This is a genomic window from Mesorhizobium sp. C089B, from assembly GCF_030323125.1.
In the GTDB taxonomy this organism is placed as follows: domain Bacteria; phylum Pseudomonadota; class Alphaproteobacteria; order Rhizobiales; family Rhizobiaceae; genus Mesorhizobium.
In genome coordinates this window covers 4,719,395-4,733,641 of sequence record NZ_CP100469.1, presented here as the reverse complement: position 1 = coordinate 4,733,641, position 14,247 = coordinate 4,719,395, and the positions used below count along the sequence as shown (strand labels likewise).

16 protein-coding genes and 1 tRNA gene are annotated in these 14,247 nt (G+C 63.6%); 11 read left to right on the top strand and 6 right to left on the bottom strand.

Features of this window, described 5'->3' with window-relative positions; genetic code table 11:
- Positions 1–57 precede the first annotated feature (57 nt).
- Positions 58–660: a nucleotidyltransferase family protein gene (locus NLY44_RS23455; RefSeq protein ID WP_023725578.1), complete on the top strand. Its 603-nt coding sequence runs from the start codon at positions 58–60 to the stop codon at positions 658–660.
- Positions 661–808: 148 nt separating this feature from the next.
- Here the strand turns inward: NLY44_RS23455 and NLY44_RS23450 are convergent, their stop codons facing one another.
- Positions 809–1,804: an aldo/keto reductase gene (locus NLY44_RS23450; RefSeq protein ID WP_023703777.1), complete on the bottom strand. Its 996-nt coding sequence runs from the start codon at positions 1,802–1,804 to the stop codon at positions 809–811.
- 96 nt (positions 1,805–1,900) lie between these two features.
- On the opposite strand from NLY44_RS23450, the gene NLY44_RS23445 reads away from it, so the two are divergent.
- The 4 genes from NLY44_RS23445 (at position 1,901) to NLY44_RS23430 (ending at position 5,228) form a co-directional block, all read left to right on the top strand.
- Positions 1,901–2,791 (top strand): LysR family transcriptional regulator, encoded by an 891-nt coding sequence (locus tag NLY44_RS23445; protein WP_023752338.1) that lies wholly within the window; start codon positions 1,901–1,903, stop codon positions 2,789–2,791.
- A 149-nt stretch (positions 2,792–2,940) separates the two neighbouring features.
- Positions 2,941–3,519, top strand: a complete 579-nt coding sequence (locus NLY44_RS23440; protein ID WP_023805793.1) for a cytochrome b — start codon at positions 2,941–2,943, stop codon at positions 3,517–3,519.
- Positions 3,520–3,587: 68 nt separating this feature from the next.
- Positions 3,588–4,163, top strand: a complete 576-nt coding sequence (locus tag NLY44_RS23435; protein WP_023728834.1) for a YceI family protein — start codon at positions 3,588–3,590, stop codon at positions 4,161–4,163.
- A 78-nt stretch (positions 4,164–4,241) separates the two neighbouring features.
- On the top strand, positions 4,242–5,228 hold the full coding sequence (locus NLY44_RS23430; RefSeq protein WP_023681380.1) for a Gfo/Idh/MocA family protein: 987 nt from the start codon (positions 4,242–4,244) through the stop codon (positions 5,226–5,228).
- 85 nt (positions 5,229–5,313) lie between these two features.
- Here NLY44_RS23430 and NLY44_RS23425 read toward each other — a convergent pair whose 3' ends face one another.
- Entirely contained in the window at positions 5,314–6,108 is a 795-nt protein-coding gene (locus tag NLY44_RS23425; RefSeq protein ID WP_050588917.1) for an alpha/beta fold hydrolase, read from the bottom strand.
- A 106-nt stretch (positions 6,109–6,214) separates the two neighbouring features.
- Positions 6,215–6,580: a VOC family protein gene (locus tag NLY44_RS23420; RefSeq protein ID WP_023693054.1), complete on the bottom strand. Its 366-nt coding sequence runs from the start codon at positions 6,578–6,580 to the stop codon at positions 6,215–6,217.
- Positions 6,581–6,726: 146 nt separating this feature from the next.
- On the opposite strand from NLY44_RS23420, the gene NLY44_RS23415 reads away from it, so the two are divergent.
- Complete coding sequence (locus NLY44_RS23415; RefSeq protein WP_023681378.1) at positions 6,727–7,035, top strand: hypothetical protein; 309 nt, start codon at positions 6,727–6,729, stop codon at positions 7,033–7,035.
- A 32-nt stretch (positions 7,036–7,067) separates the two neighbouring features.
- The gene (locus NLY44_RS23410) at positions 7,068–7,958 is read left to right on the top strand and encodes a sigma-70 family RNA polymerase sigma factor (protein WP_023805794.1); all 891 of its coding nucleotides are present in this window, start codon (positions 7,068–7,070) and stop codon (positions 7,956–7,958) included.
- 30 nt (positions 7,959–7,988) lie between these two features.
- Here the strand turns inward: NLY44_RS23410 and NLY44_RS23405 are convergent, their stop codons facing one another.
- On the bottom strand, positions 7,989–8,717 hold the full coding sequence (locus NLY44_RS23405; RefSeq protein WP_023714481.1) for a GntR family transcriptional regulator: 729 nt from the start codon (positions 8,715–8,717) through the stop codon (positions 7,989–7,991).
- A 146-nt stretch (positions 8,718–8,863) separates the two neighbouring features.
- Here NLY44_RS23405 and NLY44_RS23400 point away from each other — a divergent pair, with 146 nt between their 5' ends.
- Positions 8,864–9,406 (top strand): autotransporter, encoded by a 543-nt coding sequence (locus NLY44_RS23400; protein ID WP_023805795.1) that lies wholly within the window; start codon positions 8,864–8,866, stop codon positions 9,404–9,406.
- 253 nt (positions 9,407–9,659) lie between these two features.
- Here NLY44_RS23400 and NLY44_RS23395 read toward each other — a convergent pair.
- Both NLY44_RS23395 and NLY44_RS23390 read right to left on the bottom strand, forming a co-directional pair.
- A tRNA-Arg gene (locus tag NLY44_RS23395) sits at positions 9,660–9,736 on the bottom strand.
- 195 nt (positions 9,737–9,931) lie between these two features.
- A complete protein-coding gene (locus NLY44_RS23390) occupies positions 9,932–11,464 on the bottom strand; it encodes an ATP-binding protein (RefSeq protein ID WP_023728827.1) in 1,533 nt (510 codons plus the stop codon).
- Positions 11,465–11,808: 344 nt separating this feature from the next.
- On the opposite strand from NLY44_RS23390, the gene rpmH reads away from it, so the two are divergent.
- From rpmH to yidC, 3 genes are read left to right on the top strand one after another with little or no spacing between them, the layout of a single operon-like run.
- Positions 11,809–11,943, top strand: coding sequence for a 50S ribosomal protein L34 (gene rpmH / locus NLY44_RS23385; RefSeq protein ID WP_008833937.1), 135 nt, complete (start codon positions 11,809–11,811; stop codon positions 11,941–11,943).
- 16 nt (positions 11,944–11,959) lie between these two features.
- Positions 11,960–12,313, top strand: coding sequence for a ribonuclease P protein component (rnpA, locus tag NLY44_RS23380; RefSeq protein ID WP_023672264.1), 354 nt, complete (start codon positions 11,960–11,962; stop codon positions 12,311–12,313).
- A 14-nt stretch (positions 12,314–12,327) separates the two neighbouring features.
- On the top strand, positions 12,328–14,142 hold the full coding sequence (gene yidC, locus NLY44_RS23375) for a membrane protein insertase YidC (protein ID WP_023805796.1): 1,815 nt from the start codon (positions 12,328–12,330) through the stop codon (positions 14,140–14,142).
- Positions 14,143–14,247: the final 105 nt, after the last annotated feature.

Sequence of the window (14,247 nt, the reverse complement as noted above, 5' to 3'; positions counted from 1 at the left end):
TTTCCTAGAATTGCTTCTGAGGATTGCCGGCAGTTGCGAATCGCTCTCCAAAGGGCGATGGACCATCTGCGCTATTCCGGTCTGCCGTTCGAAGCCCAGCGCGAAGCGTTTCTCGCCATGGTGTTGGCGGATGCGCTCGTCAGCGACGCGCTGGAGCGGGCCCGCACGCTGGCGTTGCCGGACTGGCTGGTGGTGTCCGGCGCGCTCTACAACAGCGTCTGGAACCACCTGACCGGCAAGCCGCCGGGCTACGGCATCAAGGATGTCGATCTCTTCTACTTCGATGACAGCGACCTGTCCTACGAGGCCGAGGACGCGGTCATCCGTCGAGCCGCGCAGCATTTCGAGGGGCTGGCTCTGCCGGCCGAGGTGCGCAACCAGGCACGGGTGCATCTGTGGTATCCGCAGAAATTCGGCCAGCCCTGCCCGCGCTATACAAGTTCCAGCGAGTCGGTGAGCTATTTCGCCTCGAAGACGCATGCGGTCGGGGTGCGATACGATGCCGATGGGCAGCTTGAGGTCGTGGCGCCGTTCGGGCTGGATGACCTCTTCGCGTTTCGCATCACGCCCAACCGGCTGATGGATAACAGGCGCACGCATGAGGCCAAGGGGGCGAGGGCGAAGGCGTGCTGGCCGGAGATTACGGTGGTGCCGTGGTGAGACTTACCCTCCCCGTTGTGGGGAGGGTCGGCTCGCTGTCGCAGCGAGGCGGAGACAGAGAGACGGGGTGGGGGTGCGCCTCACGAGGACCCCCACCCCGATCCGCTTCGCGGATCGACCCTCCCCACAAGGGGGAGGGTAAAGGCACTCACCCATTCACCAGCGCCAACAGCTCCTCCGTATAGCGCTTGCCAACCACCTTGTCCGGCGACAGCGCATCGCCGATCGCCGCGACCTCAGCCGCGCTCAGCTCGATCCCGACCGCCGCCGTGTTCTGCTCGAGATGGCGTATCTTTCTTGCGCCGGGGATCGGCACGATGAAGTCGCCCTGGTGCAGCACCCAGGCCAGCGCCAGCTGGGCCGAGGTGACGCCTTTTTCCACCGCCAGCTTTTCCAGCGTCGCAACGACCTTGGCATTAGCGGCCATGGCGTCGGCCTGGAAACGCGGCAAGGTCCGGCGCCAGTCGTCGTCGCTGAGGGCCTCGGGCTTGGCGATGGTGCCGGTGAGCAGGCCGCGACCGAGCGGGCTGTAGGGGACGAAGCCGATGCCGAGTTCGCGGCAGACATCGAACACTTCGTCTTCGGGGTCGCGGCTCCAGAGCGAATATTCACTCTGCACGGCAGCGATCGGATGCACGGCGTGCGCCCGGCGGATGGTGGTGGCACTGACCTCCGACAGGCCCAGCGCCCGCACCTTGCCGTCGCGCACCAGTTCCGCCATGGCGCCGACCGTGTCCTCTATCGGCACGCCGGGATCGACGCGGTGCTGGTAGTAGAGGTCGATGACATCGGTATCGAGCCGTTTCAGCGAGGCTTCCGCCACTGCCTTGACGTGCTCCGGGCGGCTATCGACGCCAACCATACGTTCGAGGCCTGAGCCTTCCTCGGAAATCTTGAAGCCGAATTTGGTGGCGATCGTCACCCTGTCGCGCACCGGCTTCAACGCCTTGCCGAGAAGGATCTCGTTCTCAAAGGGACCATAGACTTCGGCGGTGTCGAAAAACGTCACGCCGATCTCGACAGCGCGGCGCAGCGTGGCGATTGCGTCCGCCTCGGCCTGACCGCCATAGGCGAAGCTCATGCCCATGCAGCCGAGGCCGACGGGGAAGACTTCGAGTTCAGTACCAAGTTTGCGGGTTTTCATGGCGCGTCTCCTTGTTGCGATGAAAGAGAGATAGCGCTTGGCTTTACGTTCGATAATTGGCTGTCATTCGCACGGGCTGTTCTATAAAATAGAGCAATGAACCGAGCGCATCTTTCTCAACTCGCTGTACTGGCAACAGTCGCCCAATGCGGCAGTTTTCGTGGCGCGGCGCGCGAACTGGCCATAGCGCCCTCGGCAGTGAGCCATGCCGTGTCCAGCCTGGAGGCGCGGCTCGGCGTGCGGCTTTTGGCGCGCAGCACCCGCAGCGTAGCGCCAACGGAAGAGGGCGCGCAGTTGCTCGAACGGCTGCGGCCGGCGCTGTCCGAGATCGATCTGGCGCTGGAAACGGCGATCGAGGCGCGCGACCGGCCGGCCGGGAACCTGCGGCTGACCGTGCCGCGCACCGCGGCCCACCTGGCATTGACGCCCAGGCTCGGCGGCTTTGCCGCGGCCTATCCTGACATCGTGCTGGAAATCGTCATCGAGGATCGCTTCACCGACGTCGTCGAAGGCGGCTTCGATGCCGGCGTGCGGCTCGGTGAGAGCCTGCAGCGCGACATGATCGCGGTGCGCATCGGACCGGACCTTCGCGGCGCCGTGGTCGGCGCGCCATGCTATTTCGCGACCATGCCAAGACCCCGCCATCCGCGCGATCTTGCCGACCACCGCTGCATCCGCTTCCGTTTTTCCAGCGGCATTCTTTACCGCTGGGAATTCGAGAAGGATGGCGAAGAGATCGAGATCGCGGCGCAAGGGCCGCTGATCCTCGACGAAGACCATCTGATCGCCCAGGCGGCGGTCGACGGCGCTGGGCTCGCCTTCGTCTTCGACGATTATGTGCGCGCGCCGCTCGCCGACGGTCGCTTGATCCGCGTGCTGGAAGACTGGTGTCCGCCCTTCGACGGTTTCTTCGTCTACTACCCCAGCCGCCGCCAGATGCGCCCGGCGCTGCGGGCGTTTGTGGATTTCTTCAAGGTCGGTGCTTAGCCACCTCCCCCTTGTGGGGAGGGTCGATCCGCGTAGCGGATCGGGGTGGGATCTTCGTAGGGCGCTACCCCCCACCCCGTCGCTTCGCGCCGACCCTCCCCACAAGGGGGAGGGTGGAAGAAAGCCCAGCTGCCATTCGTTCACCAACCATGCCGGCATTCATCACCAACAACTCAACCCGCTACGGCTGGGCGGCGATCGTCCTCCACTGGCTGATCGGCATCCTGTTCATCGGCCAGTTCATGCTCGGCTTCATCATGGTGCGGTTGACCAGCCAGCGCACCGCCTTCGAGCTGATCCAGCTGCACAAATCCTTCGGCTTCCTGCTGCTCGGCCTCCTCATCCTGCGCATTGCCTGGCGGCTCGGCAATGCGGCCCCGGCCTTGCCGGCCTCGGTCGGAGGGCTGGAGCGTCGGACGGCGCCGCTGGCGCATCTGGCGCTTTATGGCTTCCAGCTCGCGGTGCCGCTGTCCGGCTGGGCACTGGTTTCGGTGTCGATGCTGGAGATACCCAGCATGCCGTTCAACCTGTTCGTGATGCCGAACCTGCCGCTCGGCGTGTCCGATGCGGCGGAAAACTTCTGGGCGATAGCACACTGGTATCTCGCCTATGTCGGCATTGCCTTGGTCGCGCTGCATGCGCTGGCGGCGCTGCGGCATCATTTCTGGCTGCGCGACAGCGTGCTCACGCGCATGATCACGCCTTCGTCAGATCAGGACCTGGAATAGCGCGCGCCGCGCATTCGTTCATTGGAGTGAGGGCGCAACACTTCGCCTGCCCCAGAAGGACAAAACCCATGTATGCGCGCATCTTCGGATTGGCGGCTGTTGCCGCTTGCCTTGCCATGCCTGTCTCCGCCGCTGTGGACCTCGGCGACGCCGCCGGCAGCTACACGGTCAACCGGGCCAGCTCCAGCATTCGCTTCTCCATCGGCAAGGTCGGTGGCGGCGGCCTCGACGGCGCCTTTGGCCGCTTCAAGGGCTCCATCCGCATCGACAACAGCGATGTCGGCCGTTCCGCGGTCAACTTCACCATCTATCCCGAAAGCGTCGGCACCGGCCAGGGCCGCATCGACGCCTTCCTGCGCTCCGATGCGGTGTTCGACGTCGCCAACAGCCCCGAAATCCAGTTCCGCTCGACCAGCGTAACCCGAACCAGCGACACCACGGCGCTGGTCAGCGGCCGGCTGACGGCGCGCGGCAAGACGTTTGCGGAAAAGTTCACTGCCGAGCTCGGCCGGCTGAAGGGTGGCGTCATTACGTTCCACGTCACCGGCAAGGTGCTGCGCTCCCGCTACGGCATGGATGTCGGCACGCCGATCTATTCGAATATCGTCGATTTCGACATGACGCTGACGGGCAAGCGAGGCTAGCAGGACCAGCGATCCGCATTGGCTTTTCCCGCAATTTCGGGCAAACCTCCTCGCCTGTAAATCGATAGGAGAAGCCTGATGTTCCGATGGGGTGTTTTGTCGACGGCCAAGATCGGCCGCGAGCAATTGTTGCCGGCAATCGTCGAGGCCGAGAATGGCGTTTTGTCCGCGATCGCCAGCCGCGACCTGTCGAAGGCCGAGGCCCTGGGCGAGCGGTTCGGCGCCAGGCATGCCTTTGGTTCGTATGAGGAGCTGCTGGCTTCGAAAGACGTCGACGGCGTCTACATCCCGCTGCCGACCTCGCAGCATGTCGAGTGGACGGCCAAGGCCATCGAAGCGGGCAAGCATGTGCTGGTGGAAAAGCCGCTGGCGCTCGACGCCAAGAATATCGCGCCGCTGATCAAGCTGCGCGACCAGAAGAAGGTGCTGGTCTGCGAGGCCTTCATGGTCATCTACCACCCGCAATGGATCAAGGTGCGCGATCTCATCGCCGATGGCGCCATCGGCCGGCTGCGCCATGTGCAGGGCGCCTTCTCCTATTACAATGTCGATCCCACCAACATGCGCAACCAGCTCGATCTCGGCGGCGGCGCGCTGCCTGATATCGGCGTCTATCCGACGGTGTCGACGCGGTTTTCGAGCGGCAAGGAGCCACTCCGCGTGCAGGCGACGATCGAGCGCGACAAGAAATTCGGCACCGACATCTATTCCTCGATCCGCGCCGATTTCGGCGATTTCGAACTGTCCTTCTATCTGTCGACGCAGATGGCGGCGCGGCAGGTGATGGTGTTCCACGGCGAGAAGGGTTTCATCGAGGTGTTCTCGCCGTTCAATGCCGGGCTCTACGACCATCACCGCATCGAATTGCACAACCAGAACCATACGGAGGCGCAGGTGTTCCGCTTTCCCGGCACGCAGCAATACCGGCGCGAGGTCGAGACGTTTGCCAGGGCGGCACAGGGTGGCAAGGAGCGTGTCTTCACGCTAGAGGAGTCCGTGCTCAACCAGAAGGTCATCGACGCCATCTTCCGCGCCGGCGGCAAGGAAGGCTGGGAGGCCGTCTGATACAGCAATCTTAGCGGGTAATTTCATGGGAGAAGGGCGTCCGCATTGTGCATGCGGACGCTCCTTTCCTATTGAACTGACGATCTCACGCGCCTCTGAGCGTCAGGTGCAAGGTCTCGGCGAAGCGGTCGGGATAGGGCGCAAAGCCCATGTGGTCGCCGGGGAAGGCGGCGCGCTTGCTGCCGAGCCTGTCGGCCAGCGCCTTGCCCATGCCGTCGATCGGCTGGCCGACGGACTCTTCGCCGATACCGACCACGACCGGGCGGCCGCGCAGCGCCTCGATATCGGGACGGTAGAGCGACAGCGGCATGACGCCATGCGCCAGCCAGTATTCGAAATTGCCGCTGACCCTGGCAAAGGTCTCGGCCTCCTCGGGCGACGGTTCGAACGAAGGCGGTCCGTCCTGCGGCCCGGCTTCATCCTGACCCGGCCCTTCCGACAGGCTGTTCTCGCTGAAGAATTTCTGCATCGCCGCCTCGACGCCCTGGCTGCGATAGGTGTCGTGCAGGTCGCGCATGCCGGCCAGTGACGGCGACGGGTCGTCGAGCAGCATCATGCTGGGCGGCTCATGCGCCACCAGCGCACGAACCCGGCCGGGATGGCGGGCGGCGAGGTTGAGCCCGATCTGGGCGCCGCCGCTGGTGCCGAACACATAGGCCGGTCCGGCGCCAAGCGCCTCGATCAATCGCGCGGCATCGTCGCCATGGACATCGAGGTCCTGCTCTTGCGGCTCTACGTCGAAGGTGCTGCGCGAATTCCCGCGCGGATCATAGGCGACCACCGTGTAGCGGTCGGCGAGGTGGCCCGCGACATCGGCGAAGACGCCGGCGTCCTGCGGTCCGCCGGGGATTATCAACAGTACGGGGCCGGAACCGCGCATCTCATAATAGAGGCCGCGCCCGGTACTTTCAGCGTCGACGTTTGGGGGGTCATGTCCATCTCTCCTGTTGTTCTCATGTCAAAGTTCGGCTTTGCGCCGGGTCCGATCATTTGCCGGTCACAACCATGCGGTTGCCCTCGCTGTCGCGGAATTCGGCGACCGTGCGGCCCCGCTGCCAAGGCGCTTCCTGCGGCTCGGTGATGATTTCGACGCCGCGCGCCTTCAGGCCCGCGACCGTTGCCTCGACATCGCCATCAACGAGCACCAGCACGGGCTCAGTGCCCGGCGTGTCATCGGGGCGTTTGACAAAATGCAAATTGGTGACGGCGCCGGGAAATGTCAGCTCGATCCAGCGCCAGCCGCTGTCGCCCATCAGCTGGTCCTCCGCCACCTGGCAAGCAAGATGTCCGGTGTAGAAGGCCTTGGCGCGGTCCTGGTCGAACACCGGCAATTCGGCAAACTGGATGTGCATGATGGGTCTCTCCTGCTCCTCGACGGCTGCCGCGCAGCCGTCGACGGGAAAGACGATCCGGACGATCGAAAAGATTCGCCGGGCGACGAATCTTTTCGAGGCCGCGAAACGTCTTCTCCGTGCAGAGTTGAAAATAGGAGACGACAATGGGCTACAATCTCATCCGCTACGGCGTGAAGGACGAAAGCATCGCCGAGAACCGTATGCTGGTTGCACAGGTGTTCGAGGCACTCGACGACACGAAGCCGCAATCCGTGCGCTACCTCGTCCTGGAACTGGAGAATGGCGAGTTCATCCATCTTGTCAGCCAGGATGGCGACGGCCTGACGGGGCTCGCAGCCTTCAAGGCCTTCAGCGCCGATCATGCCGGACGCCGCTCGACGCCGCTTGCCAGATCGCCGGCAAAGATCGTCGGCAATTATCGTATGCTGGCCGGCGAGGTCGTGCCGGCTTGAATGCAAAGACCGGCATTTTGGGAACGGACAGGATGAACACAGCAAAACTCGACCGCGTTGCCCTGGAGGCGATGCTCGGCTCCTTGCGACCGAAGCTGCACCGCTACTGCGCCCGCATGGCCGGCTCGGTGATCGATGGCGAGGACATCGTCCAGGAGACACTGATCAAGGCACTGCAGGCCATCGACGGCGACGCCGCCGTCGAGCGTCCGGAGCAATGGCTGTTCCGCATAGCCCACAATGCCGCGCAAGATCATCTGCGCCGGCGCCAGCGGGAGCAGGCGCGCATGAGCGAGACCGACATGACGACGATCGAAGACCCCTCCGCCAGCGCCGATGCGAGACTCGCCACCGCCGCCAGCCTGCGAAGCTTCATGCAGCTGGCAACAGTGCAGCGCAGCGCCGTGATCCTTGTCGACGTGCTTGGCCTCAGCCTGCACGAAACCTGCGAAGTGTCCGGCGCGACCCTGGCTGCGACCAAGGCAGCGCTCCATCGCGGGCGGTCGCAGCTGCGCCTGCTGGCGTCACAGGACGAGCAGGCGCCTGCCCCAAAGCTCGACGCCGACGACGAGCGGCGCCTGCGCCGCTATGTCGACCTGTTCAACGCGCGCGACTTCGACGCCGTGCGCGCGTTGATCGCCGAGGATATCCAGCTTGAAGTCGTCAACCGCACCCGCATGCGCGGCAAGGCGCAGGTTTCCAACTATTTCGGCAATTACGACCGTGTCCAGGACTGGGCGCTGTCGCTCGGCTTCGTCGACGGCAGGCCGGCCATCCTGATCCGCAACCCGCAAACGGGAGATGACGCCGTGCGCGGCTTCATGCTGGTCGACTGGCAGGATGGAAAGGTCAGCCATATCCGCGATTTCCGCTACGCGCCCTATTGCCTTGCCGATGCGGACATCCGCTTCATCGACGAGTAAGCATCGGCCAGAGAGCGCGGGCTTCGCGCCTCAGGCGAAGCTTTGCAAATTGGCGTCCTGCAGCTTGGAGCCGGCGAGCAAGGCCTCGAGCACCTGCTTCTTGAGCGACAGGCACTGCGAGCGGGCAAGCTTTGCGATGGCCGAGACTTCGGCCAGCTCGCAGGCAAGCACCAACTCCTTCTGCTGGCCGATGATCGCTTGCGTGAAGTCGCGCGATTTGAAGCCGAGATGGAGGACACGCTCCGACTGGTCGAGCGTTTGGTCGAGCAGGCGAACCAGCCGCAGATTGCCGGAGAGTTCGGCCAGGGCCAGGCGAAAGGCGCGGTCGGCCGCCAGAAAGGCGACATGGCTGCGCAGCGTCTCCGGCTTCAGCACCTTCTGCGCCGCCAGCCTGATGTCGTCGAGCCCGCGTTCGGTGAGGTTTGCCGCGGCCACCCGGAACACTTCCGGTTCGATCAGGCTGCGGACGTCGAAGATCTCGTTGACGTCGCGCAGGCTAAGCGGTGCGATGACATAGCCGCGGCGCGGCTCGCTCTTGATCAGCCCTTCCTGCGTCAGGCGGGCCAAAGCCGAGCGGATCGTCGCCTTCCTGATCTGGTAGCGGTCGCCGATCTGCTTTTCGGTCAGGCTTTCGCCGGGTTGCAGGACGCAGGCGACGATGTCGCTCTTCAGCTGCTCATAAGCTTCCTCGCTGCGCAATATGTCGGCGGTCGACGGCGCCTTGACGGCGGACGGTGACACTGATTTCGGAAGAGCCATATCTGCCTGCCCGTTTGGTCTGCCCGCGTGGTCTGCCCGCGTAGTCTGCTTGCCCGTTCGACCATCCGGTTGACGGGTCTGCCGGCATTCGCTAGCCTGAGCATCTCAGTTGTATTGGTTGAGCTTCCCAATGGAGATGACGACAAATGCCTCTTGCCGCCAACTCGCCTCTTTACGCCGTAACCTCCGATATCGTCAACGCAGCCAAAGGTGCTCATGCCTTCGAACGGGTCAAGGCGGTGCTGCGCGAACACACCGACCGCTTCCATGCATCAGGCGTGCTCGCGCATGAGGAAGACGACGATGAGGTGCTGCTGCATGCCAGCCCTGACTTGACCATCTACCACATCACGCTGTCGCCCGGCCTGCAGTACCCGCCGCACAACCATCTGATGGATGCGCTGATCGGCATCTACAAGGGCAGCGAGACCAACTTCATCTATCCCGTCGACGGCAGCGAGATCGATGCGCCGGAACGCCACGACGTCGCGGCGCCCGCGGTGGTGCACATGACCCCTGATACTGTGCACGCGGTCGCCAACACCGGCAACGCCCGCTCAGGCGCACTGCATGTCTATCTCGGCAATCTTACCGAGACCCACCGCCACATATGGAGCCCGGACAGCACCCACGCCGAGCCGTTTGACAATGAGCGGTATCTGGCTGGGGCGAGGCCTATTGGGCCCTGATCCGGGAAAGCGGAATAACGGTCGCCGCATACCGGCCCATTTCAAGAACACCGCAGCGCGTTGATTAGCGCAGTTAGTGCGGCAGGCTGATGCTGGCGACTGGGGTAATATTTAAAGAAGCCTGGAATAGGCGGCGTCCAGTTCTCCAGCACTCGAATGAGGCGGTGCTCGGCAACGTGTTCCGCGACCTGCTCTTCATATGTGAGCCCAAGACCGGCTAGCGGATCGCAGGAAATCACAGTTTCGGCGGAAATGGCGCGCCCGAAGAGATTCGAACTCCTGACCCCCAGATTCGTAGTCTGGTGCTCTATCCAGCTGAGCTACGGGCGCGCAATAGGCCATGCTTTACATAGCCCCGCTAACCGATCCCGACGACCGGCCGCGACAAGACGTGTTCCCTAGCGACTGAATTTCCGAAAAGCAAGCCAATCCGGCAAAAGTTTTCTCGCAGCTGCTTTCGACGGTGCCGATCAAGGTGTGCTGAGATTCAGCTAAGTCCGACTTCGGCTGAATATCAAATACAGCTCAGGCCGGGCGGCGCAGGCCGCTGCGGGCCTGGTCGAGGCGGACCGGCTGGTCGGGGATGGTGACGGCGAAGGTGGTGCGTCCGCCGATCGATTCGACCAGCTCCACCGTGCCGCCATGGGCGCGGATCAGTTCGTGCGCGATGGCCAGGCCAAGGCCGGTGCCGCCGCTGCGGGCCGAGCCGCGAAACGCCGCGAACAGGTTTTCTCGCGCCTTCGCCGGCAGGCCGGGACCGGTGTCGGTAACAATGATGCGGCTTACGCTGCCTATGCGCTCGGCCGATACGGCGAGCCGGCGCACCAGCGCGCTCTCGGCGTCGGCCGCCATCGCCTGGACCGCGTTGCGACAGAGATTGGTGAGCACGCGAAACAGCTGGTCGGAATCGGCATCGACCTCGAAGGCGAGCTCGACGGCATTGACGAATTCGATGCCGTCCTCGATGTCGAGCAGGCCGTGGACGTCGTCGACCAGCTGGCGCAGCCGCAAGCGGCGGCGTGAGGGCGCCGGCTCCTGCGTGCGGCCATAGTGGAGCACGCCTTCGGAATAGGAGACGGCGCGGTCGAGCGCGCGCAACAGCTTTGGCGCGAAGGCCTGCACCGTCGGGTCCTTGACCAGGCGCAGGCGGTCCGACATCAGTTGCGCCGAGGCCAGGATGTTGCGCATATCATGGTTGATCTTGGAGACGGCGAGGCCAAGATCGGCAAGATGCTTCTGCTCCGACAGCATCTTTTGCAGCCGTTCCTGCATCTGCGACAGTTCGCGCTCGGCAACGCCGATCTCGTCGGCACGGGCGGCCGGGTGGATGATGCGCCCTGGATCGTCGGGCGCCTCGGAAAAGGACAGCATCGAGCGCGTCATGGTGCGGATCGGGCCGATCATGATCAGGTCGATCGCGGCATAGACCAGCATTGCGGTGAACAGCGAGATCAGCAGCGAGACGAAGGCGACGTTGCGCGAATAGCGCAGCATGGCGTTGCGCAGGGAATAGTCGGGCATGATCAGCTCGAATTCCTTGTCGCTGTCGCCGACCGGGCCGAACACCCGCAGCATGCGCTTGCCGCCGAAGAACAGCGTATCCAGCGCCCCGGTCATGCCCTTGATCATGCCGACATTGGCGATGTCGATATGCTCGTCGACCTGCGGCGGCATCTCGGCCACCACCAGCAGGCGCGATACGCCGCCGTCGCGCACCGCGATCGCCTTGGCGCCGATTGCCATCAGCACGTCGTTCTGGGCGGCGCGGGAGAGCGAATTGGGCTCACCCTGCACCAGCACGATCGACACCGCGGCAGCGGTGCTTAGCCTCTCCTTCAGCCAGGCCAGGCGGTAGCTGGCGATCCAGGGCAGGAAAATGAGGACTTCGGCCAGGAGCACGAAGACAATGGTGAGCAAGAGCAGCTTGGTCGACAGGCCGCGCGCCAAGGGCACTGAACGATTGGGCACCGAACGGCTCGCAACCGGGCGAACGGTCGCCGGGCTGGCATCGGCTGTCGCCGGGCCGCTCCCTTCATCCGCTGATGCAACTTCGCTCATTAAGGCCTGTCTTCACAAACGCTTGATCGGTTGAGATTAGGCGATTGCGGCTTTTTTGCCAATTTCATCCTTCGTTGGACGATGGTACCAGCAATAAAGATCGCCTCGAACTGGGTTTTCGCGCTGCGACGAACGGGGTGTCGCGCCATGACGAACTGGCAGTTCGCGCTGCGACGAACTGGCGTTCGCGCTGGATTGACTCCCAAAACCCTTCTTTCTATAAGCCGCTCACGCTCGGGCCATTCGTCCCGGCGCGGTTTCGATCGCGCCAATGCCGGCCCGGCAAAGCTCCTGTTACACAGTGACAGAATCAAGAAGGGCCGCACCCCGCGGTATTAAAACAAATGAAGCGTACCTACCAACCGTCCAAACTCGTCCGCAAACGCCGGCACGGTTTCCGTGCTCGCATGGCCACCAAGGGTGGTCGCGGCGTCGTCGCAGCTCGCCGCAACCGCGGCCGCAAGCGGCTCAGCGCCTGAACGGAAGACGAGATCGTTGCCCGCAACCGGCAAGCCAGTGGGACCAAACCCCAAGCGGCTTCTGAAACGTGCGGAATTCCTGGCCGTCCGCCGCGGTGAAAAGCGGCGCGGGCGGCTTTTTCTCGTCGAAGTTCTCGACCGCAATGACGGCCTGCCGCCGCGCGTCGGCTTCACCGTCACCAAGAAGGTCGGCAATGCGGTTGTCCGCAACCGCGTCAGGCGGCGGCTGAAAGAAGCCGTGCGCACCCATGCCGCAAGTGACATGGCGCCCGGCAATGACTATGTCATCGTCGGGCGTGAAGACGTGCTCACCATTCCGTTCGGCCAGTTGAAGGCCGAACTCTCCCGCCGTCTCAGCGGAACACGATAGGCCAAGGGCTTTCGATGGAAAACAACCGGAACTTCTACATCACCATCGTCTTGTCGGTGCTGATCCTCGGGCTGTGGCAATATTTTTATGTGCTGCCGCGCAGCGAACAGCAGCGCGAGGCGGCCCGCATCGAAGAGCAGCGGGCGGCGGAGCAGAAGAAGGCGGCCGAGGCCGCCAATCCCGGCGGCACGACGGCGCCCGCGGCGCCCGGCGCCATTCCAAACGCGCCCGGCACCTATGTCACCACGCCGGAAGGCCGCGCGCAGGAAGTGGCCAAGACGGCCCGCGTCAACATCGACACGCCGAGCCTGTCGGGCTCGATCAACCTGACCGGCGCGCGTCTCGACGACCTAAAGCTCAAGCACTACACCGAGACGGTCGACAAGACATCGCCGCAGATCCAGCTGCTCAATCCGCAGGCGCTGCCCACCGGCTATTATGCCGAGATCGGCTTTGTCGGCAGCGACACGACCGGCACGGTGCCGGGCCCGGAAACGGTCTGGAGCGTCGACGGCAATGCGACGCTGACGCCGGCGACGCCAGTGACGCTGACCTTCACCAACGACAAGGGCCTGACCTTCAAGCGCACGATCTCCGTCGACGGCGACTACATGTTCACCGTTTCCGATGCGGTGCAGAATTCAGGCTCGACCCCCGTCACGCTGTCCAATTACGGCCGCGTCATCCGTTTCGACAAGCCGGCCGTCGCCAGCTCCTACGTGCTGCATGAAGGCCTGATCGGCGTCACGGGAACCGAAGGCCTGCAGGAGCACAAATACGCCGACATCGAGAAGAACAAGCTCTATACGCCGAGCAAATCGACCGATGGCTGGCTTGGCATCACCGACAAATATTGGGCGGTCACCCTGGTGCCGACCGAGAAGCAGCCCTTCCAGCCGCACTATGCCTATTACGACAATGGCCGCCCGCGCTACCAGTCGGACTTCCTCACCGACCCGATCACCATTGCCGCCGGCCAGTCGGCGACGGTGGAGACCGAGATCTTCGCCGGCGCCAAGGAAGTCAACAAGATCAACGCCTACGCCCAGGACCGCCAGATCAGGCTGTTCGACCGGCTGATCGATTGGGGGTGGTTCATCTGGATCACCAAGCCGATGTTCTACCTGATCGACACGCTGTACAAATTCTTCGGCAATTTCGGCCTGGCCATCCTTGCCACCACGGTCGTCGTCAAAACCCTCTTCTTCCCGCTCGCCAACAAATCCTATGCGTCGATGGCGAACATGAAGAAGGTGCAGCCCAAGATGCTTGAGATCCGCGAGAAATACGCGGACGACAAGATGAAGCAGCAACAGGCGATGATGGAGCTGTACAAGACCGAGAAGATCAATCCGCTCGCCGGCTGCTGGCCGGTGGCGCTGCAGATCCCGGTGTTCTTCTCGCTCTACAAGGTGCTCTACATCACCATCGAGATGCGGCACGCGCCGTTCTTCGGCTGGATCCAGGATCTGGCCGCGCCCGATCCGACCTCGGTCTTCAACCTGTTCGGCCTGCTGCCCTTCGCGCCGCCGGCATTCCTGCCGCATATGGGCGCCTGGGCGGTGGTCATGGGCATCACCATGTTCCTGCAGATGCGCATGAACCCGACGCCGCCGGATCCGACGCAGGCGCAGATCTTCACCTGGATGCCGGTGATCTTCACCTTCATGATGGGCAGCTTCCCGGCCGGCCTCGTCATCTACTGGGCCTGGAACAACACGCTGTCGATCCTGCAGCAGGGCGTGATCATGAAGCGCCAGGGCGCCAAGATCGAATTGTGGGACAATCTGACGGCATTGTTCCGAAAGAAACCCTCGCCGGCTGAATAGAAGGCGCTATTCCGGCAATCAAAGCCCCGGCTCGTCCGGGGTTTTTGTGGACGAGGCGCGCATCACGTTCCCGTGAGGCGCGAAACTTGCGGCGTGCAACCGGCG

Excerpts from the sequence above, each read along its gene's own strand:
- NLY44_RS23455 (WP_023725578.1), top strand. The coding sequence starts at position 58 with ATGGACCATCTGCGCTATTCCGGTCTGCCGTTCGAAGCCCAGCGCGAA.
- NLY44_RS23450 (WP_023703777.1), bottom strand. The coding sequence starts at position 1,804 with ATGAAAACCCGCAAACTTGGTACTGAACTCGAAGTCTTCCCCGTCGGC.
- NLY44_RS23445 (WP_023752338.1), top strand. The coding sequence starts at position 1,901 with ATGAACCGAGCGCATCTTTCTCAACTCGCTGTACTGGCAACAGTCGCC.
- NLY44_RS23440 (WP_023805793.1), top strand. The coding sequence starts at position 2,941 with ATGCCGGCATTCATCACCAACAACTCAACCCGCTACGGCTGGGCGGCG.
- NLY44_RS23435 (WP_023728834.1), top strand. The coding sequence starts at position 3,588 with ATGTATGCGCGCATCTTCGGATTGGCGGCTGTTGCCGCTTGCCTTGCC.
- NLY44_RS23430 (WP_023681380.1), top strand. The coding sequence starts at position 4,242 with ATGTTCCGATGGGGTGTTTTGTCGACGGCCAAGATCGGCCGCGAGCAA.
- NLY44_RS23425 (WP_050588917.1), bottom strand. The coding sequence starts at position 6,108 with ATGCGCGGTTCCGGCCCCGTACTGTTGATAATCCCCGGCGGACCGCAG.
- NLY44_RS23420 (WP_023693054.1), bottom strand. The coding sequence starts at position 6,580 with ATGCACATCCAGTTTGCCGAATTGCCGGTGTTCGACCAGGACCGCGCC.
- NLY44_RS23415 (WP_023681378.1), top strand. The coding sequence starts at position 6,727 with ATGGGCTACAATCTCATCCGCTACGGCGTGAAGGACGAAAGCATCGCC.
- NLY44_RS23410 (WP_023805794.1), top strand. The coding sequence starts at position 7,068 with ATGAACACAGCAAAACTCGACCGCGTTGCCCTGGAGGCGATGCTCGGC.
- NLY44_RS23405 (WP_023714481.1), bottom strand. The coding sequence starts at position 8,717 with ATGGCTCTTCCGAAATCAGTGTCACCGTCCGCCGTCAAGGCGCCGTCG.
- NLY44_RS23400 (WP_023805795.1), top strand. The coding sequence starts at position 8,864 with ATGCCTCTTGCCGCCAACTCGCCTCTTTACGCCGTAACCTCCGATATC.
- NLY44_RS23390 (WP_023728827.1), bottom strand. The coding sequence starts at position 11,464 with ATGAGCGAAGTTGCATCAGCGGATGAAGGGAGCGGCCCGGCGACAGCC.
- rpmH (WP_008833937.1), top strand. The coding sequence starts at position 11,809 with ATGAAGCGTACCTACCAACCGTCCAAACTCGTCCGCAAACGCCGGCAC.
- yidC (WP_023805796.1), top strand. The coding sequence starts at position 12,328 with ATGGAAAACAACCGGAACTTCTACATCACCATCGTCTTGTCGGTGCTG.